The sequence below is a fragment of the Virgibacillus sp. 6R genome (assembly GCF_001895305.1).
Lineage (GTDB): Bacteria > Bacillota > Bacilli > Bacillales > Amphibacillaceae > Virgibacillus > Virgibacillus pantothenticus.
Genome location: NZ_CP017762.1, coordinates 2,548,671 through 2,570,237 on the forward strand (window position 1 = coordinate 2,548,671; position 21,567 = coordinate 2,570,237).

General features: G+C 40.9%; 25 protein-coding genes. All 25 read left to right on the top strand.

Going from position 1 to position 21,567, the window contains the following annotated elements:
* Positions 1 to 439 precede the first annotated feature (439 nt).
* The 25 genes from rpoB to rplR all read left to right on the top strand — a co-directional run bounded on the left by rpoB (position 440) and on the right by rplR (position 21,566).
* Complete coding sequence (gene rpoB / locus BKP57_RS11510) at positions 440 to 3,976, top strand: DNA-directed RNA polymerase subunit beta (RefSeq protein ID WP_050349646.1); 3,537 nt, start codon at positions 440 to 442, stop codon at positions 3,974 to 3,976.
* 168 nt (positions 3,977 to 4,144) lie between these two features.
* Complete coding sequence (rpoC, locus tag BKP57_RS11515) at positions 4,145 to 7,753, top strand: DNA-directed RNA polymerase subunit beta' (RefSeq protein WP_050349645.1); 3,609 nt, start codon at positions 4,145 to 4,147, stop codon at positions 7,751 to 7,753.
* A 176-nt stretch (positions 7,754 to 7,929) separates the two neighbouring features.
* A complete protein-coding gene (locus BKP57_RS11520; RefSeq protein WP_050349644.1) occupies positions 7,930 to 8,184 on the top strand; it encodes a 50S ribosomal protein L7ae-like protein in 255 nt (84 codons plus the stop codon).
* A gap of 119 nt (positions 8,185 to 8,303) precedes the next feature.
* Entirely contained in the window at positions 8,304 to 8,717 is a 414-nt protein-coding gene (gene rpsL / locus BKP57_RS11525; protein WP_050349643.1) for a 30S ribosomal protein S12, read from the top strand.
* A gap of 43 nt (positions 8,718 to 8,760) precedes the next feature.
* Positions 8,761 to 9,231, top strand: a complete 471-nt coding sequence (rpsG, locus tag BKP57_RS11530) for a 30S ribosomal protein S7 (RefSeq protein WP_050349642.1) — start codon at positions 8,761 to 8,763, stop codon at positions 9,229 to 9,231.
* Between the two features lie 36 nt (positions 9,232 to 9,267).
* A complete protein-coding gene (fusA, locus tag BKP57_RS11535) occupies positions 9,268 to 11,346 on the top strand; it encodes an elongation factor G (protein ID WP_050349641.1) in 2,079 nt (692 codons plus the stop codon).
* Positions 11,347 to 11,472: 126 nt separating this feature from the next.
* Complete coding sequence (gene tuf, locus BKP57_RS11540; RefSeq protein ID WP_050349640.1) at positions 11,473 to 12,663, top strand: elongation factor Tu; 1,191 nt, start codon at positions 11,473 to 11,475, stop codon at positions 12,661 to 12,663.
* A gap of 933 nt (positions 12,664 to 13,596) precedes the next feature.
* Positions 13,597 to 13,905 carry a 30S ribosomal protein S10 gene (rpsJ, locus tag BKP57_RS11545; protein WP_050349639.1) on the top strand — a complete coding sequence of 103 codons (309 nt, stop codon included), beginning with the start codon at positions 13,597 to 13,599 and terminating at the stop codon, positions 13,903 to 13,905.
* A gap of 28 nt (positions 13,906 to 13,933) precedes the next feature.
* Positions 13,934 to 14,563, top strand: a complete 630-nt coding sequence (gene rplC, locus BKP57_RS11550; RefSeq protein ID WP_050349638.1) for a 50S ribosomal protein L3 — start codon at positions 13,934 to 13,936, stop codon at positions 14,561 to 14,563.
* Positions 14,564 to 14,589: 26 nt separating this feature from the next.
* A complete protein-coding gene (gene rplD, locus BKP57_RS11555; protein ID WP_072741559.1) occupies positions 14,590 to 15,213 on the top strand; it encodes a 50S ribosomal protein L4 in 624 nt (207 codons plus the stop codon).
* Complete coding sequence (gene rplW, locus BKP57_RS11560) at positions 15,213 to 15,500, top strand: 50S ribosomal protein L23 (RefSeq protein ID WP_050349636.1); 288 nt, start codon at positions 15,213 to 15,215, stop codon at positions 15,498 to 15,500. The genes rplD and rplW overlap by 1 nt, the downstream gene beginning before the upstream one ends.
* A 30-nt stretch (positions 15,501 to 15,530) precedes the next feature.
* Positions 15,531 to 16,361 carry a 50S ribosomal protein L2 gene (gene rplB, locus BKP57_RS11565; RefSeq protein ID WP_050349635.1) on the top strand — a complete coding sequence of 277 codons (831 nt, stop codon included), beginning with the start codon at positions 15,531 to 15,533 and terminating at the stop codon, positions 16,359 to 16,361.
* Between the two features lie 57 nt (positions 16,362 to 16,418).
* Entirely contained in the window at positions 16,419 to 16,697 is a 279-nt protein-coding gene (gene rpsS, locus BKP57_RS11570; RefSeq protein ID WP_050349634.1) for a 30S ribosomal protein S19, read from the top strand.
* A 20-nt stretch (positions 16,698 to 16,717) separates the two neighbouring features.
* A complete protein-coding gene (gene rplV / locus BKP57_RS11575) occupies positions 16,718 to 17,059 on the top strand; it encodes a 50S ribosomal protein L22 (protein ID WP_050349633.1) in 342 nt (113 codons plus the stop codon).
* A gap of 3 nt (positions 17,060 to 17,062) precedes the next feature.
* The gene (gene rpsC, locus BKP57_RS11580) at positions 17,063 to 17,704 is read left to right on the top strand and encodes a 30S ribosomal protein S3 (protein WP_050349632.1); all 642 of its coding nucleotides are present in this window, start codon (positions 17,063 to 17,065) and stop codon (positions 17,702 to 17,704) included.
* An 18-nt stretch (positions 17,705 to 17,722) separates the two neighbouring features.
* The gene (gene rplP, locus BKP57_RS11585; protein ID WP_050349631.1) at positions 17,723 to 18,157 is read left to right on the top strand and encodes a 50S ribosomal protein L16; all 435 of its coding nucleotides are present in this window, start codon (positions 17,723 to 17,725) and stop codon (positions 18,155 to 18,157) included.
* On the top strand, positions 18,147 to 18,347 hold the full coding sequence (gene rpmC, locus BKP57_RS11590) for a 50S ribosomal protein L29 (protein WP_050349630.1): 201 nt from the start codon (positions 18,147 to 18,149) through the stop codon (positions 18,345 to 18,347). The genes rplP and rpmC overlap by 11 nt, the downstream gene beginning before the upstream one ends.
* Positions 18,348 to 18,374: 27 nt before the next feature.
* Positions 18,375 to 18,638, top strand: a complete 264-nt coding sequence (gene rpsQ, locus BKP57_RS11595; RefSeq protein ID WP_050349629.1) for a 30S ribosomal protein S17 — start codon at positions 18,375 to 18,377, stop codon at positions 18,636 to 18,638.
* A gap of 42 nt (positions 18,639 to 18,680) precedes the next feature.
* The gene (rplN, locus tag BKP57_RS11600) at positions 18,681 to 19,049 is read left to right on the top strand and encodes a 50S ribosomal protein L14 (protein ID WP_050349628.1); all 369 of its coding nucleotides are present in this window, start codon (positions 18,681 to 18,683) and stop codon (positions 19,047 to 19,049) included.
* Between the two features lie 35 nt (positions 19,050 to 19,084).
* A complete protein-coding gene (gene rplX / locus BKP57_RS11605) occupies positions 19,085 to 19,396 on the top strand; it encodes a 50S ribosomal protein L24 (protein ID WP_050349627.1) in 312 nt (103 codons plus the stop codon).
* A gap of 24 nt (positions 19,397 to 19,420) precedes the next feature.
* A complete protein-coding gene (gene rplE / locus BKP57_RS11610) occupies positions 19,421 to 19,960 on the top strand; it encodes a 50S ribosomal protein L5 (protein ID WP_050349626.1) in 540 nt (179 codons plus the stop codon).
* 30 nt (positions 19,961 to 19,990) lie between these two features.
* Positions 19,991 to 20,176 carry a type Z 30S ribosomal protein S14 gene (locus tag BKP57_RS11615; protein WP_019375521.1) on the top strand — a complete coding sequence of 62 codons (186 nt, stop codon included), beginning with the start codon at positions 19,991 to 19,993 and terminating at the stop codon, positions 20,174 to 20,176.
* A 29-nt stretch (positions 20,177 to 20,205) separates the two neighbouring features.
* The gene (gene rpsH / locus BKP57_RS11620) at positions 20,206 to 20,604 is read left to right on the top strand and encodes a 30S ribosomal protein S8 (protein ID WP_050349625.1); all 399 of its coding nucleotides are present in this window, start codon (positions 20,206 to 20,208) and stop codon (positions 20,602 to 20,604) included.
* A gap of 31 nt (positions 20,605 to 20,635) precedes the next feature.
* On the top strand, positions 20,636 to 21,172 hold the full coding sequence (gene rplF / locus BKP57_RS11625; protein WP_050349624.1) for a 50S ribosomal protein L6: 537 nt from the start codon (positions 20,636 to 20,638) through the stop codon (positions 21,170 to 21,172).
* A 28-nt stretch (positions 21,173 to 21,200) separates the two neighbouring features.
* Positions 21,201 to 21,566, top strand: a complete 366-nt coding sequence (gene rplR, locus BKP57_RS11630; RefSeq protein ID WP_050349623.1) for a 50S ribosomal protein L18 — start codon at positions 21,201 to 21,203, stop codon at positions 21,564 to 21,566.
* Position 21,567 lies beyond the last annotated feature (1 nt).

The window sequence follows — 21,567 nt, forward strand, 5'->3', positions numbered from 1 at the left end:
ATGGCGCTTTTTATGTCAAGGGAATAATTGATGAATTCACCAAGTATATTTCATGATTGTTGGGAAACAATGGTAAAATACGAGTTTTATCTGTTTTCTATCGTTACAAAAGCAGCTATGCAGAGTTTGATATGTGTAGCGCAAACACTGTCTTTTCATAGTGTTTTTACTGCAAATAGATACTTGTAATCCTTGATTGCAAGTTTGTTATGTATGTTTTGTATTACTTTATACCATTAAGGTTGATATTCGAAAAACCAATGAGGCTTTTTTCGCTTCTTTTAAAGTATGTGTTCAAAAAAGAGCGAAATCGAGAGAATCGATCTATCGTTTAAACGGACTTTTTTGAACATCTGCTTTAACTGGTTTTTCTTATTATAATAAATTTTGCGTAGAATGACAATCTACGAAAAAATGGATGATTTAAGGGGTGAAGCAGTTGACAGGACAACTAGTTCAATATGGGCGGCACCGCCAGCGCAGAAGCTACGCACGAATCAGCGAAGTGCTAGAATTGCCGAATTTGATTGAAATCCAAACCGCTTCTTATGATTGGTTTTTAGAAGAGGGGCTACGGGAAATGTTTCAGGACATTTCTCCAATTGAAGACTTTACCGGCAATTTATCACTGGAATTTGTTGATTACAGTTTAGGAGAGCCCAAATATCCTGTAGATGAATCGAAAGAGCGGGATGTTACTTATAATGCTCCGCTTCGTGTTAAGGTTCGTTTAATTAATAATGAAACCGGCGAAGTAAAGGAACAGGAAGTATTCATGGGTGATTTCCCTTTAATGACAGATACAGGGACATTTATCATTAATGGAGCAGAACGTGTTATTGTATCTCAGCTTGTAAGGTCACCAAGTGTTTATTACAATGACAAAATTGATAAAAATGGTAAACGAGGCGTAGCTGCAACTGTTATTCCAAATCGTGGAGCATGGTTGGAATTTGAAACAGATGCGAAGGATGTTGTCCATGTCCGGATTGATCGTACACGTAAATTGCCAATCACCGTATTATTACGAGCACTTGGTTTTGGCAGTGACCAGGAAATCATTGAGCTCATAGGCGATAATGAATACCTGAAGAACACGCTCGAAAAAGATAACACAGAAACAACGGAAAAGGCCTTACTGGAAATCTACGAGCGTTTACGTCCTGGTGAGCCACCTACCGTTGAGAATGCAAAAAGCTTATTAATCTCACGCTTTTTTGATCCGAAGCGTTATGACCTGGCACATGTAGGTCGTTATAAAATGAATAAAAAGCTGCATATTAAAAATCGTTTGTTTAACCAAGTGTTAGCTGAAACTGTTGTTGACCAGGAAACTGGTGAAGTATTGGCTGAAAAAGGTGACAAGCTGGAAAGAAAACTATTAGACAAATTAATACCATATTTAGAACGCGAAGAAGAAAAACTTGGTCAACAGGAATTACAGCCAAAAGATGGCGTTTTGGATGAACCAATTATCCTGCAGACCGTCAAAATTGTCGATCCTACTGATCCAAGCGGGGAACGGGTGTTGAACGTCATCGGCAATGCAGGTGTTGATGCAAGTGTAAAAAATATTACGCCTGCTGACATTTTAGCATCGATCAGCTATTTCTTTAATTTATTGCATCAAGTAGGCGGAACAGATGATATTGACCATCTTGGTAATCGTAGGCTTCGCTCTGTCGGAGAACTATTACAAAACCAATTTCGCATCGGGCTATCGCGAATGGAGCGTGTGGTACGTGAAAGAATGTCCATTCAGGACACTTCAAGCATTACGCCACAGCAATTAATTAATATTCGTCCCGTAATTGCTTCCATCAAAGAATTCTTTGGAAGCTCTCAGTTGTCACAGTTTATGGATCAAACCAATCCTTTGGCAGAATTAACGCATAAGCGACGTTTATCAGCATTAGGGCCAGGTGGTTTAACACGAGAACGTGCAGGCTTTGAAGTTCGAGACGTTCACTACTCGCATTATGGTCGTATGTGTCCAATTGAGACTCCAGAGGGACCAAATATTGGATTAATCAACTCGCTTTCCAGTTTTGCGAAAGTGAATAAGTTTGGTTTTATTGAAACACCATATCGCCGTGTTGATCCAGAGACCGGTAAAGTGACAGCGCAAATCGATTATTTAACAGCTGATGAAGAGGACAACTATGTGGTAGCTCAGGCAAACGCAAAATTAACAGAAGACGGTCATTTTGCGGATGAAGAGGTTATTGCGCGTTTTCGCGGAGAAAACACCATCGTTGCACGAGAAAAAATTGATTATATGGACGTATCGCCGAAGCAAGTTGTATCTGCGGCGACAGCATGTATCCCTTTCCTTGAGAATGATGACTCCAACCGTGCGCTAATGGGTGCAAACATGCAACGTCAAGCCGTCCCATTAATGAAGCCAGAGGCTCCAATTGTAGGTACAGGAATGGAGTATGTAAATGGGAAGGACTCTGGTGCTGCGGTTATTTGCCGTCATGAAGGAATTGTAGAACGCGTTGAAGCAAAGCAAATTTTTGTACGCAGAACGTCTGTTGTAGATGGACGTGAAGTAAAAGGCGATCTCGACCATTATAAACTTCAGAAATATATCCGTTCCAACCAAGGAACTTGTTATAATCAACGCCCAATTGTAAGCGAAGGAGATCGGGTAATAAAAGGAGAAATCCTTGCAGACGGTCCTTCCATGGAAGATGGAGAATTGGCGTTAGGTCGTAATGTTCTCGTTGGTTTTATGACTTGGGAAGGTTATAACTATGAGGACGCTATTATCATGAGCGAACGACTTGTTAAAGACGATGTTTATACTTCTATTCATATTGAAGAATATGAATCAGAAGCACGTGATACGAAATTAGGACCTGAAGAAATTACTCGAGATATCCCTAACGTTGGGGAAGATGCATTGAAAAACCTGAATGAATATGGAATTATTCGCATTGGTGCTGAAGTGACGGATGGAGATATACTTGTTGGAAAAGTTACTCCAAAAGGTGTAACAGAGTTGTCTGCGGAAGAACGCTTATTGCACGCTATTTTTGGAGAAAAAGCTCGTGAAGTCCGAGATACATCATTACGTGTTCCGCACGGTGCAGGTGGTATTGTACTTGATGTTAAAATCTTTAACCGGGAAGACGGAGATGAGCTTCCTCCAGGCGTAAATGAGCTTGTACGGGTGTACATTGTACAGAAACGTAAAATTCATGAAGGCGATAAAATGGCAGGGCGTCACGGAAACAAAGGTGTAATTTCTAAAATTCTCCCTGAAGAGGATATGCCATTCTTGCCTGATGGAACGCCAATTGATATTATGTTAAACCCACTAGGGGTGCCATCACGTATGAATATCGGACAGGTGTTTGAGTTGCACTTAGGTATGGCTGCTCGCGCATTAGGTATTCATGTAGCAACACCAGTATTTGATGGAGCTACAGAAGACGATGTATGGGAGACGCTAGAAGAAGCAGGTATGCCTCGAGATGCGAAAACAATTCTTTATGATGGAAGATCAGGAGAACCGTTTGATAATCGAGTATCAGTCGGTGTAATGTACATGATTAAGCTTGCTCATATGGTCGATGATAAATTACACGCTCGCTCTACAGGTCCATACTCACTTGTTACCCAACAGCCGCTTGGTGGTAAAGCGCAATTTGGTGGTCAGCGATTTGGAGAAATGGAAGTTTGGGCGCTAGAAGCTTATGGTGCAGCTTACACATTACAGGAAATTCTAACCGTTAAGTCAGATGATGTGGTTGGACGTGTGAAAACATATGAATCCATCGTCAAAGGGGATAATGTACCTGAACCAGGTGTTCCTGAATCCTTCAAGGTACTAATCAAGGAACTACAAAGCCTTGGTATGGATGTCAAGATGTTATCTAGTGAAGAAGAAGAAATTGATATGAGAGAATTAGAAGAAGAAGAGACACAACAAGCTAGTAAGCTTAATATAGAAGTTGAAGAAAGCTAAGATAGCTAGGGTTAGCTCCACTTTTCTAGAGCTAGCCTCCAACTATCATAGAACACAGCTGTCATTGCAGGGACGTATCGAGGTAAAAATTTGGTTCAGTAGCTGTATTTACTTTAAGTAGCCGTTGGTAGCTTGGTAAAATCGGACACTAAGAGGGAGGTTGACCCCTTGCTAGATGTAAATAACTTTGAGTATATGAAAATCGGTTTAGCTTCACCAGAAAAAATTCGCTCTTGGTCATATGGTGAGGTAAAAAAACCAGAAACGATTAATTACCGCACATTAAAGCCGGAAAAAGACGGACTGTTTTGTGAGCGGATTTTTGGTCCGCAAAAAGATTGGGAATGCCATTGCGGAAAATATAAACGAGTGCGCTATAAGGGAGTTGTCTGTGATCGATGTGGTGTGGAGGTTACAAAAGCTAAAGTACGTCGCGAACGGATGGGTCATATTGAGCTAGCTGCGCCTGTATCGCACATCTGGTACTTTAAAGGTATTCCAAGTCGCATGGGGCTTGTTTTAGACATGTCTCCTCGTGCTTTGGAAGAAGTAATCTATTTTGCTGCTTATATTGTAACGGAAGCTGGCGATACACCATTAGAGAAAAAACAACTCCTATCGGAAAAAGAATACCGTGCATATTACGATAAATACGGTAAGTCGTTTAAAGCACAAATGGGAGCAGAAGCCATTCGTAAACTGCTTCAGGATATTGACCTTGATAAAGAAGTAGGCATTTTAAAAGAAGAACTAAAAACAGCACAAGGACAACGCAGAACACGTGCCATCAAACGATTAGAAGTGCTAGAGGCATTTCGCCATTCCGGAAATGAAACTTCTTGGATGGTTTTAGATGTATTGCCAGTCATTCCACCTGAAATTCGTCCAATGGTGCAGTTAGATGGCGGTCGCTTTGCCACTTCTGATTTAAATGATTTATATCGTCGTGTTATTAACCGAAACAATCGGTTGAAGCGTTTATTAGATCTTGGAGCACCGAGCATTATTGTTCAAAACGAAAAGCGTATGCTTCAAGAAGCCGTAGATGCACTTATTGATAATGGTCGTCGTGGACGTCCAGTAACAGGACCAGGTAATCGTCCGCTAAAATCCTTATCTCATATGTTGAAAGGAAAGCAAGGACGTTTCCGTCAAAACCTGTTAGGTAAACGTGTAGACTATTCTGGTCGTTCTGTTATCGTAGTTGGACCACACCTGAAGATGTATCAATGTGGGCTTCCGAAAGAAATGGCACTAGAATTATTTAAGCCATTTATTATGAGAGAGTTAGTATCAAAAGGAATTGCGCATAATATTAAGTCTGCAAAACGGAAAATTGAACGGGTTCATCCGGAGGTATGGGATGTTCTTGAAGAAGTTATTAAAGAGCACCCTGTATTGCTTAACCGTGCACCGACACTACACAGACTCGGTATTCAAGCGTTTGAGCCAACACTTGTAGAAGGTCGTGCTATCCGTTTGCACCCATTAGTTTGTACGGCATATAACGCGGACTTTGATGGAGACCAAATGGCTGTACACGTACCGTTATCAGCAGAGGCTCAAGCAGAAGCGCGTATTCTGATGCTTGCAGCACAAAACATTTTGAATCCAAAAGATGGGAAGCCGGTTGTAACTCCATCACAGGATATGGTATTAGGAAACTATTATCTCACGCTTGAACGGGAGAATGCTATCGGCGAAGGATCTGTCTTTACAGGCGTTAATGAAGCGATTATGGCATATCAAAACGGATACGTGCATTTGCATACACGTGTCGCTGTTCATGCGTCTGGATTAAATAACAAGACATTTACAGAAAAGCAAAAATCACAATTGCTCATTACGACGGTTGGGAAGTTAATCTTTAATGAGATTCTATCCGATTCCTTCCCGTATATAAACGAACCAACGAAAGAGAACTTGGAACATCGTACACCTGAAAAATATTTTGTGGAAAAGGGTACAAATATCCCTGAATTGATTAAGTCGCTTGATTTGGTGAAACCATTTAAAAAAGGCTTTTTAGGAGATATTATTGCTGAAGTCTTTAAACGATTTAAAATCAGTGAAACATCTAAAATGCTTGATAGAATGAAGGATCTTGGTTTTAGCTATTCGACGAAAGCGGGTATGACAGTCGGTGTTTCCGATATTGTGGTTTTAAAAGAAAAAGAAGCGATTCTTGATGAAGCACAGCAGAAAGTAGACAACGTATTGAAACAATTCCGTCGCGGTTTAATTACGGAAGATGAGCGATATGACCGTGTTATCGCAATTTGGTCGCAAGCCAAAGATACCATTCAGGATAAGCTGATGCTGTCCTTAAGTAACAGAAACCCAATTTATATGATGAGTGATTCTGGTGCTCGTGGTAACGCATCAAACTTTACGCAGCTTGCTGGAATGCGTGGTTTAATGGCTAACCCGGCTGGTAAAATTATTGAACTGCCGATTAAATCAAGCTTCCGTGAAGGCTTAACGGTATTAGAGTACTTTATTTCTACGCACGGTGCTCGTAAAGGTCTTGCTGATACAGCGTTGAAAACAGCTGACTCAGGTTACCTAACACGTCGTCTTGTTGATGTGGCGCAAGATGTTATTGTACGCGAAGCAGATTGCGGAACCGATCGCGGGTTAACTGTAACAGCATTACAAGATGGTACGGAGCTAATTGAACCATTAGTGGATCGATTAATCGGTCGTACGGCCTTCTATGATGTAAAGCATCCTGAAACAAACGAAGTTATCGTAAAAGCAGATGAGCTTATTACCGAAGATCAAGCAAAACAAATTACGAATTCAGGTATCGAAGAAGTCACCATACGAAGTGCCTTTACTTGTAATACAAAACATGGCGTTTGCCAAAAATGCTACGGAAGAAATCTTGCAACAGGCGCCGATGTAGAGGTTGGGGAAGCGGTAGGAATTATTGCAGCTCAATCCATTGGAGAGCCGGGAACGCAGTTAACAATGCGTACCTTCCACACTGGTGGGGTTGCTGGTGATGATATTACCCAGGGTCTTCCACGTATTCAGGAACTGTTTGAAGCACGTAATCCAAAAGGGCAAGCAGTCATCAGTGAAATATATGGTACTGTTCAAGAAATTAAAGAAGTAAAAGATAAGCAAGAAGTTGTCGTACAAGGTGAAGTCGAACAACGCTCTTACGCTGTTCCTTACAATGCTCGCATGAAGGTAGCTGTCGGCGACGAGGTTATTGCTGGTCAAGAATTGACAGAAGGCTCCATTGATCCAAAGGATTTGTTACGTGTCCAAGGTGTAGAAGGCGTGCAAAATTATTTATTGCGTGAGGTTCAACGCGTATACCGTATGCAAGGGGTTGAAATTGGCGATAAACACGTAGAAGTGATGGTTCGTCAAATGCTTCGTAAGATTCGCGTAATTGATTCCGGAGATACTGACGTTCTCCCAGGCTCTTTATTAGAATTGCACCAGTTCCGTGATGCAAATCATAAAGTGCTTCAAGAAGGTCAACAACCAGCAATTGGAAAGCCTGTGTTACTTGGTATTACCAAGGCATCCCTTGAGACAGATTCCTTCTTATCGGCTGCTTCTTTCCAAGAAACAACGAGAGTGCTGACCGATGCTGCTATTAAAGGAAAACGCGATGAACTTCTTGGTTTGAAAGAGAATGTAATCATCGGTAAGCTTGTACCTGCGGGAACAGGAATGCAACGTTACCGTCGGATTAAGGCGGCAACGGATGAACCAATTACAACAGAAGCAATGGAAGAAACAGAAACCGTTCAATAACTGGTTTAACAGTCTCCCTTCTAAAAGAGTTGGGAGACTCACCAGTTCCCATACGAGTAGAGCAGACATTAAAACGGAAGCGTAAAAAATATGTAAATCATGTTGACATTAAAAAAAGTGAGTGGTAGAATATTCAAGGTGCTTCCGATTATACTTGGTGCTTTGGAGGATATGAGATGTCTTATGAAAAAGTAATGCAAGTGAAATCACGTGTAGTTATCGGAACAAAACAAACGCTTAAAGCCATGAAAGATGGCGATATAAGTGAAGTGTTTATTGCTGTTGATGCTGATCAACATATGACACAAAAAGTTGCACATTTAGCCGAAGAACTGAACATCCCTTGTCATCATGTCGATTCCAAAAAGAAATTGGGAGCAGCATGTGGCATCGAGGTTGGCGCAGCAACTGTTGGAATAAAACAAGGATAGTTTTGACGATTTCTCGTTAAAACGTTGTTTTTTACCAAAAGATGAACCACCTGGATGTGTGGGTTTACAAATTCGAGGCTGAATTAGTGATATAAACCATAGAAGGGAGGAAACATATCATGCCAACAATTAATCAATTAGTCCGCAAAGGACGTGTGAGCAAACCAAAAAAGTCTGATTCACCAGCTCTTAATAAGGGGTACAACAGCTTTAAGAAGAAATTTACAGACCTAAATTCTCCGCAAAAACGTGGCGTATGTACACGTGTGGGAACATTAACTCCTAAGAAACCGAACTCAGCACTTCGTAAATATGCTCGTGTCCGCTTATCTAACAACATGGAAGTAACAGCATACATTCCTGGAATTGGTCATAATCTTCAGGAGCATAGTGTTGTACTGCTTCGTGGTGGTCGTGTAAAAGACTTGCCGGGTGTCCGTTATCACATTGTACGTGGAGCTTTGGATACAGCTGGAGTAGAAGGTCGTCAACAAGGCCGTTCTAAATACGGTACAAAAAAACCGAAAAAGTAAGCAGATAATAAATTAACCTATAAGAAGAAAGGAGGAAGGACATATGCCACGTAAAGGCCCAGTACCTAAACGCGATGTCTTACCAGATCCACTTTACAACTCAAAATTAGTGACTCGTTTAATCAATCAGATTATGGTTGACGGAAAAAGAGGAAAAGCACAAAAAATTCTTTACAAAGCATTTGAATTGGTTGCTGAAAGAAGCGGACAAAACGCAATGGAAGTATTTGAGCAAGCTATGAAAAACGTTATGCCAGTCCTTGAAGTACGCGCTCGCCGTGTTGGTGGTTCCAACTACCAAGTACCAATGGAAGTACGTCCAGAACGTCGTCAGGCGTTAGGGTTACGTTATATCGTTAACTACTCTCGTTTACGCGGGGAAAAAACAATGGAAGAACGTCTTGCTAATGAAATTCTAGATGCTTCTAACAATACAGGTGCTTCTGTAAAACGACGTGAAGAAATGCATAAAATGGCAGAAGCTAACAAAGCATTTGCACATTACCGCTGGTAAAACAAATTAAATTCAAGCTAGAAAGGAGAAGAATACATGGCTAGAGAGTTCTCCTTGGAAAAGACGCGAAATATTGGTATTATGGCACACATTGATGCAGGTAAAACCACTACTACCGAGCGTATTCTTTTCTATACAGGACGTATTCATAAGATTGGTGAAACGCATGAAGGTGCTTCACAGATGGACTGGATGGAGCAGGAACAGGAGCGAGGAATCACGATTACTTCCGCCGCAACAACCGCTCAGTGGAAAAACCATCGAATTAACATTATTGATACACCTGGACACGTAGACTTCACCGTTGAAGTTGAACGTTCATTACGTGTCTTGGACGGAGCAGTAACCGTTCTTGATGCACAATCAGGTGTAGAACCACAAACCGAAACAGTATGGCGTCAAGCAACAACTTATGGTGTTCCGCGTATTGTTTTTATTAACAAGATGGATAAAGTCGGTGCAGATTTCCTTTACGCTACAAAAACATTAAAAGACCGTCTAGGTGCGAACGCACATCCGGTTCAGCTTCCGATAGGTGCAGAGGATAAATTTGAAGGAATAATCGATCTCATTGACATGCAAGCATACTTCTATGAAGATGATCTTGGTACACATGCTGAAACTCGTGAAATTCCTGCTGAATTAAAAGACAAAGCTGAAGAGTGGCGTAATAGCTTGATTGAAGCTGTTGCTGAACTTGATGAAGATTTGATGATGAAGTACCTTGAAGGTGAAGAAATCACAAAAGATGAGCTGAAAGCCGCTATTCGTAAAGCTACATTAGATGTTGAATTCTACCCTGTATTTTGTGGATCAGCTTTCAAAAACAAGGGTGTACAATTAATGCTTGATGGGGTTATTGACTACCTTCCAGCACCTACGGATGTTGCTGATATTGAAGGGATTATTCCTGGAACAGAAGAAAAAGTTACTCGCCCATCTACGGATGATGCACCATTTTCTGCATTAGCATTTAAAGTAATGACAGATCCATACGTTGGTAAACTTACTTTCTTCCGAGTTTATTCAGGAACTTTAAATTCAGGTTCTTATGTGAAAAACTCTGTGAAAGATAAGCGTGAGCGTATTGGACGTATCCTACAAATGCATGCGAATTCGAGACAAGAAATTTCAACCGTATATTCTGGAGAAATTGCTGCTGCTGTTGGTTTGAAAGATACAACTACTGGTGATACACTTTGTGATGAAAAGAATCTGGTTATTCTTGAGTCCATGGACTTCCCAGAACCGGTAATTGGGGTTGCAATTGAACCAAAAACAAAGGCAGACCAAGATAAAATGGGGATTGCTTTAGGTAAATTAGCTGAAGAGGATCCAACATTTAAAACAGAAACAAACGAAGAGACTGGTCAAACGATTATTTCTGGTATGGGTGAGCTTCATTTAGACGTTATCGTTGACCGCTTAAAGCGTGAATTCAAAGTAGAAGCAAACGTTGGTGCGCCACAGGTTGCTTATCGAGAAACATTCCGTTCCGCTGCTGAAGTAGAAGGAAAGTTTGTTCGTCAATCTGGTGGACGCGGACAATATGGGCACGTTTGGATTAAGTTTGAACCAAATGAAGAAGGAGCAGGCTTTGAATTCGTCAATAATATTGTTGGTGGGGTTGTACCACGCGAATACATTCCATCTATTCAAGCTGGTATTGAAGAAGCAATGGAAAATGGGGTATTGGCTGGCTATCCACTAATTGATATTAAAGCGACGTTATACGATGGAAGCTATCACGATGTTGACTCCAACGAGATGGCATTTAAAGTAGCGGCATCCATGGCGCTAAAAGCTGCGAAAAATAAATGTAACCCAGTTCTTCTTGAACCAATTGCTAAAGTTGAAATTGTTATTCCAGAAGAATATATGGGAGATATTATGGGTGACATAACTTCTCGTCGTGGACGTGTAGAAGGTATGGACGCTCGTGGTCCTGCACAAGTTGTAAAGGGATTTGTCCCGCTTTCTGAAATGTTTGGTTATGCTACAGCATTACGTTCTAACACACAAGGTCGCGGTACCTTCACTATGTACTTCGATCATTATGAAGAAGTACCAAAGAGTATTGCAGAAGAAATTATTAAGAAAAATGCTGGCGAATAATTGATTTTTTCATAAATCTAAAGTATAACTTGTATTAAAGGCTAAGAAGTGATGATGATCCATTGTTTCTTGCTAACTATAAAATTTAAAATAAACTTTTTCATTTACTTAAAGGAGGAACTATAAATGGCTAAAGAAAAGTTCGATCGCTCGAAAAGTCACGTAAACGTTGGTACAATTGGACACGTTGACCACGGTAAAACTACGTTAACTGCTGCAATTACAATTGTAATGCATAAAAAATCTGGTAAAGGTACGCAAATGGCTTATGACCAAATCGACAACGCACCAGAAGAAAAAGAGCGTGGAATTACTATCGCAACTTCTCACGTAGAATACGAAACAGATACTCGTCACTATGCGCACGTTGACTGCCCAGGTCACGCAGACTATGTTAAAAACATGATCACTGGTGCTGCACAAATGGACGGAGCAATTCTTGTTGTATCTGCTGCTGATGGTCCAATGCCACAAACTCGTGAGCACATTCTACTATCTCGTAACGTTGGAGTACCTTCTATTGTAGTATTCCTAAACAAAGTGGATATGGTAGATGACGAAGAACTACTTGAACTAGTTGAAATGGAAGTACGTGATCTATTAACTGAATATGACTTCCCAGGCGATGATGTTCCAGTAATTGCTGGTTCTGCTTTGAAAGCAATTGAAGGAGTACCAGAATACGAAGAAAAAATCGTTGAGCTAATGAACGCTGTTGATGAGTACATTCCAACTCCAGAGCGTGATAAAGACAAGCCATTCATGATGCCTGTAGAGGACGTGTTCTCTATTACAGGTCGTGGTACAGTTGCAACTGGTCGTGTTGAGCGTGGAGAAGTTCGCGTTGGTGATGAAGTTGAAATCATCGGTTTGAACGAAGCAGCTCAAAAAACGACTGTAACAGGAGTAGAAATGTTCCGTAAGCTTCTTGACTATGCTGAAGCTGGTGACAACATTGGTGCACTACTTCGTGGTGTGGCTCGTGAAGATATCAACCGTGGTCAAGTATTGGCTAAGCCTGGTTCAATCACTCCACATACAAAATTCAAATCAGAAGTGTATGTACTATCTAAAGAAGAAGGTGGACGTCACACTCCATTCTTTGCAAACTATCGCCCACAGTTTTACTTCCGTACAACGGACGTAACTGGTGTTATCCAACTTCCAGAAGGAACAGAAATGGTAATGCCTGGCGATAACGTAGAAATGACAGTAGAACTTATTTCCCCAATCGCAATTGAAGACGGAACTCGTTTCTCTATTCGCGAAGGCGGACGTACAGTAGGTTCTGGCGTTGTTACAGAAATCGTTGAATAAGAAAAAAGATGATAAAGCACAGGTTGCGTGACGACGTAACCTGTGTTTTTTTACACTATAGGAAAGTATAAGGTTTTTTTGGTTTATAGTATAAGAGAAACAAAGGCTTCCTCCATTAGACTTGGCGACAAGCCAAGTTTTTCTTATAAGATAAGAAAATATAAAATGAGATGCTTGGGATAACGAAATAACCGAATAGCCACGTTCGGCGCATGAGCCCAGCAACTAGGCGACATTAGAAATGCGCCCTACGATACGTCATCATCGGTTCGTCGCCTCACCGTGATTCCTTTATCTCAGTTGATTCGTTCCATTCGCTACGTTGCTAAACGGGCGCTTGAGCCTTTGTTCCGAATCCATTCATTTATGGCAGCGTAGATTAGAATTGATATCTGCATAGCTTGAGATGGATAGTCAGTATGATTATCTTTCTATTAAAATTGTGTTTAATAAGTTTAATTGTTTGTATCCTAAATGTAAGAACAGTAAGACTCACGCATTATAGTTGAGGGTAATACACGAAAGGTCTAAGTGAATAGACAACGATACCAAAACTCCGATTCGTACTGATACCTTTAATTCACAGCTTTTTGGTACTAACGACCAGTCGGGGAAGAAAGAACCCCCTCACTAAATTGAAGTTTCGCTTTATTTAAAGGTTGACTCCGAAATTTTTTGTCTATCCTAGTTAATAAATTTGTATAAACCCTTGAAATCATATAGGGAAGTACGTATAATATATAGATGTGCAATCACTATTAGTAAAAAAGGGTTGCATATATGAACGGCATTCTATATAATGAGAATGTTGGCCGTTCAAGGCGATGAAGCAGAAGGTTGTTGGCACACCCGGCCCCTTTGCCATGGCGAGTGGTCAAGAAATTTCTGCAGAGTATGTCTATTCCAAAATGGGCGAATAAAGGAGGGAAAATAATGGCAAAAGAAAAGATTAGAATCCGTTTGAAAGCTTATGATCACCGTATTTTAGATCAATCAGCTGAGAAAATTGTCGAGACCGCGAAACGCTCTGGTGCTAATGTATCGGGTCCAATCCCGCTACCTACTGAAAAATCAGTATACACAGTATTGCGTGCGGTTCATAAATACAAGGATTCACGCGAGCAATTCGAGATGCGTACACATAAACGTTTAATCGATATTGTTAGTCCTACACCACAGACTGTAGATTCACTAATGCGTTTAGACTTACCATCTGGTGTAGATATTGAAATCAAACTATAATGAGAGTTTTAAATAGGAGGTGTAACGGATGACGAAAGGAATCTTAGGTCGTAAAATCGGCATGACTCAGCTTTTCTCTGAAACAGGAGAATTGATGCCTGTAACTGTAATTGAGGCTGAGCCAAACGTCGTATTACAAAAGAGAACATTAGAAAATGATGGTTACGAAGCAATCCAGCTTGGTGTTGTTGACGTAAAGGAATCACGTACGAATAAAGCGGAAAAAGGTCATGCTGAAAAAGCAAACACAACCCCTAAGCGCTACGTTCGTGAAATCCGTAACGCGAAGCTTGACGAATATGAAGTTGGTCAAGAAGTTAGTGTGAATGTATTCGCAGCTGGCGATAAAATTGATGTAACAGGAACTACAAAAGGGAAAGGATTCCAAGGTTCCATTAAACGCCACAATCAACAACGTGGTCCGGAAACTCACGGTTCCCACTATCACAGAGGTCCGGGTTCGCTAGGTGCAGTCGACCCAATGCGTGTATTCAAAGGAAGACCACTTCCAGGTCGTATGGGTGGAGAGCAAGTAACTATTCAAAACCTTGAAGTAGTGAAAGTAGACGAAGAGCGCAATTTACTACTAGTAAAAGGTAACGTTCCAGGTGCAAAGAAATCATTCGTAAAAATCACGAGTGCAATCAAGGCTAACTAATCACACAGACGAAGGGAGGATATGTCATGCCTAAAGTAGCACTACTAAAACAAGATGGAGCTCAAGCTGGTGAGTTGGAATTAAATGATTCCGTATTTGGCATCGAACCAAATACGCATGTATTACATGAAGCAGTAGTCATGCAACGTGCATCTATGCGTCAAGGTACGCATGCGGTGAAAAACCGTTCTGAAGTACGTGGCGGTGGTCGTAAACCATGGCGTCAAAAAGGAACTGGTCGTGCACGTCAAGGTTCTATTCGTTCCCCGCAATGGGTTGGCGGAGGTACCGTATTTGGCCCAACACCACGTAGCTACAGCTATAAATTACCAAAGAAAGTACGTCGTTTAGCACTTAAATCTGCACTTTCTTCAAAGACAAAAGAAAATAACCTTGTTGTTTTAGAAAGTCTCAGTTTTGATGAGCCTAAAACGAAGGAAGCAGTTAAAATGTTAACAGCATTAAATGTAGACACAAAAGCATTAATCGTAGTGGCTGAAAAAGAAGATAACGTTGTTCGTTCTATGAATAACCTTCCAACTGTAACAGTTTTAACAGTGGAAGAGATGAATGTATTAGACTTGCTTGGCCATGACAAGCTGATCTTAACAAAAGAGGCAGCTGAAAAAGCAGGGGAGGTGCTTGCATAATGAAAGATCCACGTGATATTATAAAGCGCCCTGTCATTACAGAACATTCAGCTGATTTAATGGCAGAAAAAAAATATACTTTTGAAGTAACTCCTAAAGCGAATAAAACAGAAATAAAAGATGCTGTTGAACAAGTATTTGGAGTGAAAGTGGTAAAAGTGAACACCATGAATGTAAAAGGAAAGTTTAAGCGTATGGGTCGTTACGGTGGATACCGTTCAGACCGCAAAAAAGCTGTTGTTCAGCTTTCGGAAGACAGTAAAGAATTAGATTTCTTTGAAGCATAAATAAAAAGTTCGTGAAGGAGGGAAATAAAGATGGCGATTAAAAAATTCAGACCAACGTCCAACGGTAGACGTAATATGTCCGTATCTGATTTTGCAGAAATCACTACAGATACGCCTGAAAAATCCCTTTTAGCTCCACTGCACAAACGTGGTGGTCGTAACCATCAAGGGAAATTAACTGTTCGTCATCAAGGTGGCGGTCACAAGCGTCAATACCGTATCATCGATTTCAAACGGGATAAAGATGGTATACCTGGACGCGTTGCTACTATTGAATATGATCCAAACCGTTCAGCAAACATTGCTTTAATTAACTATGCTGACGGAGAAAAGCGTTATATTATAGCTCCAAAAGGCTTGAAAGTAGGTCAGGAAATTGTTTCTGGAGCAGATGCAGATATTAAATTAGGTAATGCATTGCCTTTAGTAAACATTCCTGTAGGTACAGTTATTCACAACATCGAGTTGAAGCCTGGACGCGGAGGACAACTTGCACGCTCAGCTGGTGCAGAAGCACAGGTTCTCGGTCGTGATGGAAAGTATACTCTAGTCCGTTTAGCTTCTGGTGAAGTTCGTTTGATTCTATCAACTTGCCGTGCAACAGTAGGTCAAGTAGGTAATATTGAACATGAACTTATCCGTGTAGGTAAAGCTGGACGCTCTCGTTGGTTAGGCATTCGTCCAACTGTCCGCGGATCTGTTATGAACCCGAATGATCACCCACACGGTGGTGGTGAAGGACGCGCGCCAATCGGCCGTAAGTCACCAATGTCACCTTGGGGTAAACCAACACTTGGTTACAAGACACGTCAACGTAACAAGCCATCTGATAAATATATCGTTCGTAAACGTAAAAAATAACCAAAAACAGTGGCGGGGAAATAAGCCCGTCTCTCCAATGCGAAAGGAGGTTTATCCATGGGTCGCAGTTTGAAAAAAGGACCTTTTGCAGATGACCATCTGATGAAAAAAGTCGAAGTACTAAACGAAAGTGATAAAAAGCAGGTAATTAAAACCTGGTCACGTCGTTCAACTATTTTCCCTAATTTTGTAGGTCATACCATAGCGGTATATGACGGACGCAAGCATGTACCTGTCTATGTTACAGAAGATATGGTCGGTCATAAATTAGGAGAATTTGCGCCAACACGTACCTTTAAAGGGCATAGTGGCGATGATAAGAAAACAAAACGCTAATAGGAGAGGAGGCACACAACATGCAAGCTAAAGCCGTTGCAAAATCGGTTCGTATTGCTCCTCGTAAAGTACGTTTAGTCGTTGATCTGATTCGAGGAAAAAATGTGGGTGAAGCAATTGCGATTTTACGCCATACACAGCGCGGTGCTTCTCCAGTCGTAGAAAAAGTGTTAAACTCTGCAATTGCAAACGCAGAGCACAATTATGAAATGGACACAGATAATCTGGTTGTTTCGGAAGCTTATGTAAACGAAGGCGTTACTTTGAAACGTTTCCGTCCACGTGCACAAGGTCGTGCAAGCAGAATTAACAAACGCACAAGCCATATTACAGTAGTGGTAACAGAAAAGAAGGAGGGTTAGTCAGTGGGTCAAAAAGTAAATCCAACCGGTCTTCGTGTCGGCATCATTAAAGACTGGGAGTCGAAATGGTATGCTGGCAAGGACTATGCAGACTTATTACATGAAGACATTAAGATTAGAGAATATCTGGAAAACCGCTTGAAGATAGCTGCTGTTTCCTCGATTGATATTGAACGTGCAGCAAATCGAGTGAACATTACGATTCACACTGGAAAACCAGGTATGGTTATCGGTAAAGGCGGTTCCGAAGTAGAATCACTACGCAAAGCTTTGAACAGTTTAACTGGCAAGCGAGTTCACATTAATATCGTAGAAATTAAAAAAGTAGATCTTGATGCAACATTAGTTGCTGAAAATATTGCGCGTCAATTAGAAAACCGTATTTCATTCCGTCGTGCACAGAAGCAAGCAATTCAACGTGCTATGCGTGCAGGTGCAAAAGGAATTAAAACACAAGTATCCGGACGTCTTGGTGGCGCAGACATCGCTCGTGCGGAACACTACAGTGAAGGGACCGTACCACTACACACGCTACGTGCTGATATCGATTATGGCACAGCAGAAGCAGACACTACGTATGGTAAGTTAGGTGTCAAAGTGTGGGTATATCGTGGAGAAGTCCTTCCAACTAAAACAAACAAATAAGGAAGGGGGCACTGTATTATGTTAATGCCTAAACGTGTGAAATATCGTAGACAACATCGTGGTAAAATGAGAGGCCAAGCCAAAGGTGGCACAACTGTAGCTTTCGGTGAATATGGTCTGCAAGCAGTAGAACCGTCATGGATTACTAGCCGTCAGATTGAGGCTGCTCGTATTGCAATGACTCGTTACATGAAGCGTGGCGGTAAAGTTTGGATTAAAATCTTCCCTGACAAACCATATACTGCAAAACCCCTAGAAGTTCGAATGGGTTCCGGTAAAGGTGCTCCAGAAGGATGGGTAGCAGTAGTTAAGCCAGGGAAAATTATGTTTGAGATCGCAGGAGTATCAGAAGAGGTTGCTCGTGAAGCACTACGTCTTGCTTCTCATAAACTTCCGATTAAAACTAAATTTGTAAAACGTGAAGAAATTGGTGGTGAAAGCAATGAAGGCTAATGAGATTAGAGAACTAACCACTGCCGAAATTGAACAAAAAGTAAAAGGTTTGAAAGAAGAACTATTCAACTTACGCTTCCAGCTTGCAACTGGTCAATTAGAAAACACTGCACGTATTCGTGAAGTAAGAAAATCAATTGCACGGATGAAAACCGTTGTTCGTCAACGTGAGCTTAGCGTAAATAACTAGAATTCTCGAGAGGAGGTAAACCTCAAAATGACTGAACGCAATGATCGTAAAGTATACACTGGTCGTGTGGTTTCCGATAAAATGGATAAAACCATTTCCGTTCTAGTGGAAACATATAAATTCCATAAGCTATATGGAAAACGTGTTAAATACTCAAAGAAATTTAAAGCACATGATGAGAATAACCAAGCAAAAGTTGGCGATATCGTAAGCATCATGGAAACTCGTCCGCTTTCAGCTACAAAACATTTCCGCCTAGTTGAGATTGTTGAAGAAGCGGTAATTATATAATAAAGTTCGCTCGGAAGGTATCCGAAGGGAGGTTACAGCGATATGATTCAACAGGAAACTCGTTTAAAAGTTGCAGATAACTCTGGTGCACGTGAATTATTAACCATCAAAGTATTGGGCGGATCTGGACGAAAAACCGCTAATATTGGTGACGTTGTTGTTTGTTCGGTAAAAGAAGCAACACCAGGCGGCGTTGTCAAAAAAGGTGATGTAGTAAGAGCAGTTATTGTACGTTCGAAATCTGGTGCACGCCGTAAAGATGGATCATATATTCGTTTTGATGAAAATGCAGCGGTAATTGTTCGTGATGATAAAAGTCCAAGAGGAACTCGTATTTTTGGACCAGTTGCACGTGAATTACGTGATGCAAAGTTCATGAAAATCGTATCTCTTGCTCCAGAAGTATTATAAGCTAAAATTTAGCCTTGTTAGGAGGTGCGTTAAGCATGCATGTAAAAAAAGGTGATAAAGTAAAAGTCATTTCCGGCAAAGACCGTGGAAAAGAAGGCACGATCTTAGAAGCATACCCGAAAAAAGACCGAGTGCTCGTCGAAGGAATTAACATGGTTAAAAAACATGCCAAACCTTCCCAAGAAAACCCACAAGGGGGAATTCTTAACCAGGAAGCACCGATTCATGTTTCTAACGTGATGCCAATAGATCGTAAATCCGGAGAGCCAACCCGTGTTGGTTACGAAGTACGTGATGGAAAGAAAGTCCGTATCGCTAAAAAATCCGGTGAAGCGTTAGATAAATAGGTTCAGCGAAAGGAGGGCGACATGATGAATCAATTGAAGAAAAAATATCAAGATGAAGTACTACCATCTTTAATGAATAAATTTAACTATGAGTCTGTAATGCAAGTACCAGCTATTGAAAAAATTGTAGTTAACATGGGTGTTGGTGACGCAGTTCAGAACTCAAAAGCTTTGGATAATGCTGTCGAAGAGTTAGCGTTAATTTCTGGTCAAAAGCCAATGATTACTCGTGCAAAAAAATCGATCGCTGGATTTCGCCTTCGTGAAGGAATGCCGATTGGTGCTAAAGTAACCCTTCGCGGTGAGCGTATGTACGAATTTTTACAAAAGCTTATTGCTGTATCACTTCCGCGTGTGCGTGACTTCCGTGGTGTGTCAAAGAAAGCATTTGATGGTCGCGGTAACTACACATTAGGAGTTAAAGAACAGCTCATTTTCCCAGAAATTAATTATGATAAAGTAAGTAAAATTCGTGGTATGGATATTGTAATTGTTACAACGTCTAACACGGATGAAGAAGCTCGTGAACTTCTGGCTCAGTTAGGCATGCCTTTCCAAAAGTAAGCAAAAGAGCTAATACAAGGAGGGAAAATAGTGGCTAAAAAATCAATGATTGCAAAACAAAAGCGTCCGCAAAAATACCAAGTACGTGAGTATACACGCTGTGAGCGCTGTGGGCGTCCGCATTCTGTAATCCGTAAATTTAAACTTTGCCGTATTTGTTTCCGCGAACTTGCCTATAAAGGTCAAATTCCTGGTGTCAAAAAAGCAAGCTGGTAAACCCCGATTTGGGAAGGAGGTAATGATGAATGGTTATGACAGATCCAATTGCAGATATGCTTACTCGTATTCGTAATGCTAACATGGTAAAACATGAGAAATTAGAACTTCCTGCATCAAAGATGAAAAAGGAGATCGCTGATATTCTTAAACGAGAAGGCTTCGTTACAGATTATGAGCTTGTCGAGGATAACAAACAAGGTATCCTTCGTATCTTCCTTAAATATGGAGCGAATGAAGAGCGAGTAATTACAGGTATTAAACGTATAAGCAAACCAGGACTACGTGTTTATGCTAAAGCTAATGAAGTACCTCGTGTACTTAATGGTTTAGGAATTGCTATCGTTTCAACTTCCAAAGGAGTGCTTTCGGACAAAGAAGCACGTTCCCAAGCTGTTGGTGGCGAAGTATTAGCATACGTCTGGTAATGGAATAGTTAAAGATGAGGAGGTGCATGGAATGTCTCGTATAGGACTTAAACCAATCGAAATTCCCCAAGGTGTAGAAGTGAAGTTCGATGGTACTGTTATTACGGTTAAAGGACCAAAAGGTGAATTAACAAGAAATCTACATCAAGATATCAAAGTAAACATGGAAGGTAATGTGATCACACTAGAGCGCCCAAGCGATCACAAAGACCACCGCGCATTACACGGTACTACACGAAGCCTAATCAACAATATGGTTGAAGGAGTAAATAAAGGCTTTGAAAAGTCTCTTGAAATTATCGGTGTCGGTTACCGTGCGCAAAAACAGGGAAACAAAGTAGTCATCAATGCTGGTTACTCACACCCTGTAGAAATTGATCCAATCGACGGCATCGAAATTGACGTACCAAAAAACACACAGCTTATCGTTAAAGGTATTGATAAGGAGCTTGTGGGAGCAATTGCTTCTAAAATCAGAGCAATACGTCCACCAGAGCCTTATAAAGGTAAAGGAATTCGTTACGAAGGCGAATATGTACGTCGTAAAGAAGGTAAAACTGCCAAGTAAGACTAGGTAGCAGAAAGGAGTGACCTAAGTGATTACAAAACCAGATAAAAATATGGTACGTAAAAGAAGACACGCACGTGTGCGTAAAACTGTTCACGGTACTGAGCAGCGTCCTCGTCTAAACGTTTACCGTTCAAATAAACACATCTATGTACAGCTAATTGATGATGAAAATAGTAAAACAGTTGCAAGTGCTTCTACAAAGGATAGTGAACTAAACTTGACAGGAGCTACTAGTAATGCGGAAGCTGCAAAACAAGTTGGAGAAATGATAGCTAAACGTGCTCAGGATAAAGGTTACAAATCGGTTGTCTTTGACCGCGGAGGCTACCTTTATCATGGACGTGTGAAAGCTTTAGCAGATGCTGCGAGAGAAGCAGGTCTTGAATTTTAAA

What these genes read in the sequence shown, in the direction of transcription:
- BKP57_RS11520 (WP_050349644.1), top strand. Translation starts at nt 7,930, where the DNA reads ATGTCTTATGAAAAAGTAATGCAAGTGAAATCACGTGTAGTTATCGGA.
- rplW (WP_050349636.1), top strand. Translation starts at nt 15,213, where the DNA reads ATGAAAGATCCACGTGATATTATAAAGCGCCCTGTCATTACAGAACAT.
- rplB (WP_050349635.1), top strand. Translation starts at nt 15,531, where the DNA reads ATGGCGATTAAAAAATTCAGACCAACGTCCAACGGTAGACGTAATATG.
- tuf (WP_050349640.1), top strand. Translation starts at nt 11,473, where the DNA reads ATGGCTAAAGAAAAGTTCGATCGCTCGAAAAGTCACGTAAACGTTGGT.
- rplX (WP_050349627.1), top strand. Translation starts at nt 19,085, where the DNA reads ATGCATGTAAAAAAAGGTGATAAAGTAAAAGTCATTTCCGGCAAAGAC.
- rpsQ (WP_050349629.1), top strand. Translation starts at nt 18,375, where the DNA reads ATGACTGAACGCAATGATCGTAAAGTATACACTGGTCGTGTGGTTTCC.
- rpsL (WP_050349643.1), top strand. Translation starts at nt 8,304, where the DNA reads ATGCCAACAATTAATCAATTAGTCCGCAAAGGACGTGTGAGCAAACCA.
- rpsG (WP_050349642.1), top strand. Translation starts at nt 8,761, where the DNA reads ATGCCACGTAAAGGCCCAGTACCTAAACGCGATGTCTTACCAGATCCA.
- rpsH (WP_050349625.1), top strand. Translation starts at nt 20,206, where the DNA reads ATGGTTATGACAGATCCAATTGCAGATATGCTTACTCGTATTCGTAAT.
- rplE (WP_050349626.1), top strand. Translation starts at nt 19,421, where the DNA reads ATGAATCAATTGAAGAAAAAATATCAAGATGAAGTACTACCATCTTTA.
- rplC (WP_050349638.1), top strand. Translation starts at nt 13,934, where the DNA reads ATGACGAAAGGAATCTTAGGTCGTAAAATCGGCATGACTCAGCTTTTC.
- rpmC (WP_050349630.1), top strand. Translation starts at nt 18,147, where the DNA reads ATGAAGGCTAATGAGATTAGAGAACTAACCACTGCCGAAATTGAACAA.
- rpsS (WP_050349634.1), top strand. Translation starts at nt 16,419, where the DNA reads ATGGGTCGCAGTTTGAAAAAAGGACCTTTTGCAGATGACCATCTGATG.
- rpsJ (WP_050349639.1), top strand. Translation starts at nt 13,597, where the DNA reads ATGGCAAAAGAAAAGATTAGAATCCGTTTGAAAGCTTATGATCACCGT.
- fusA (WP_050349641.1), top strand. Translation starts at nt 9,268, where the DNA reads ATGGCTAGAGAGTTCTCCTTGGAAAAGACGCGAAATATTGGTATTATG.
- rplV (WP_050349633.1), top strand. Translation starts at nt 16,718, where the DNA reads ATGCAAGCTAAAGCCGTTGCAAAATCGGTTCGTATTGCTCCTCGTAAA.
- rplN (WP_050349628.1), top strand. Translation starts at nt 18,681, where the DNA reads ATGATTCAACAGGAAACTCGTTTAAAAGTTGCAGATAACTCTGGTGCA.
- rplF (WP_050349624.1), top strand. Translation starts at nt 20,636, where the DNA reads ATGTCTCGTATAGGACTTAAACCAATCGAAATTCCCCAAGGTGTAGAA.
- rplD (WP_072741559.1), top strand. Translation starts at nt 14,590, where the DNA reads ATGCCTAAAGTAGCACTACTAAAACAAGATGGAGCTCAAGCTGGTGAG.
- rplP (WP_050349631.1), top strand. Translation starts at nt 17,723, where the DNA reads ATGTTAATGCCTAAACGTGTGAAATATCGTAGACAACATCGTGGTAAA.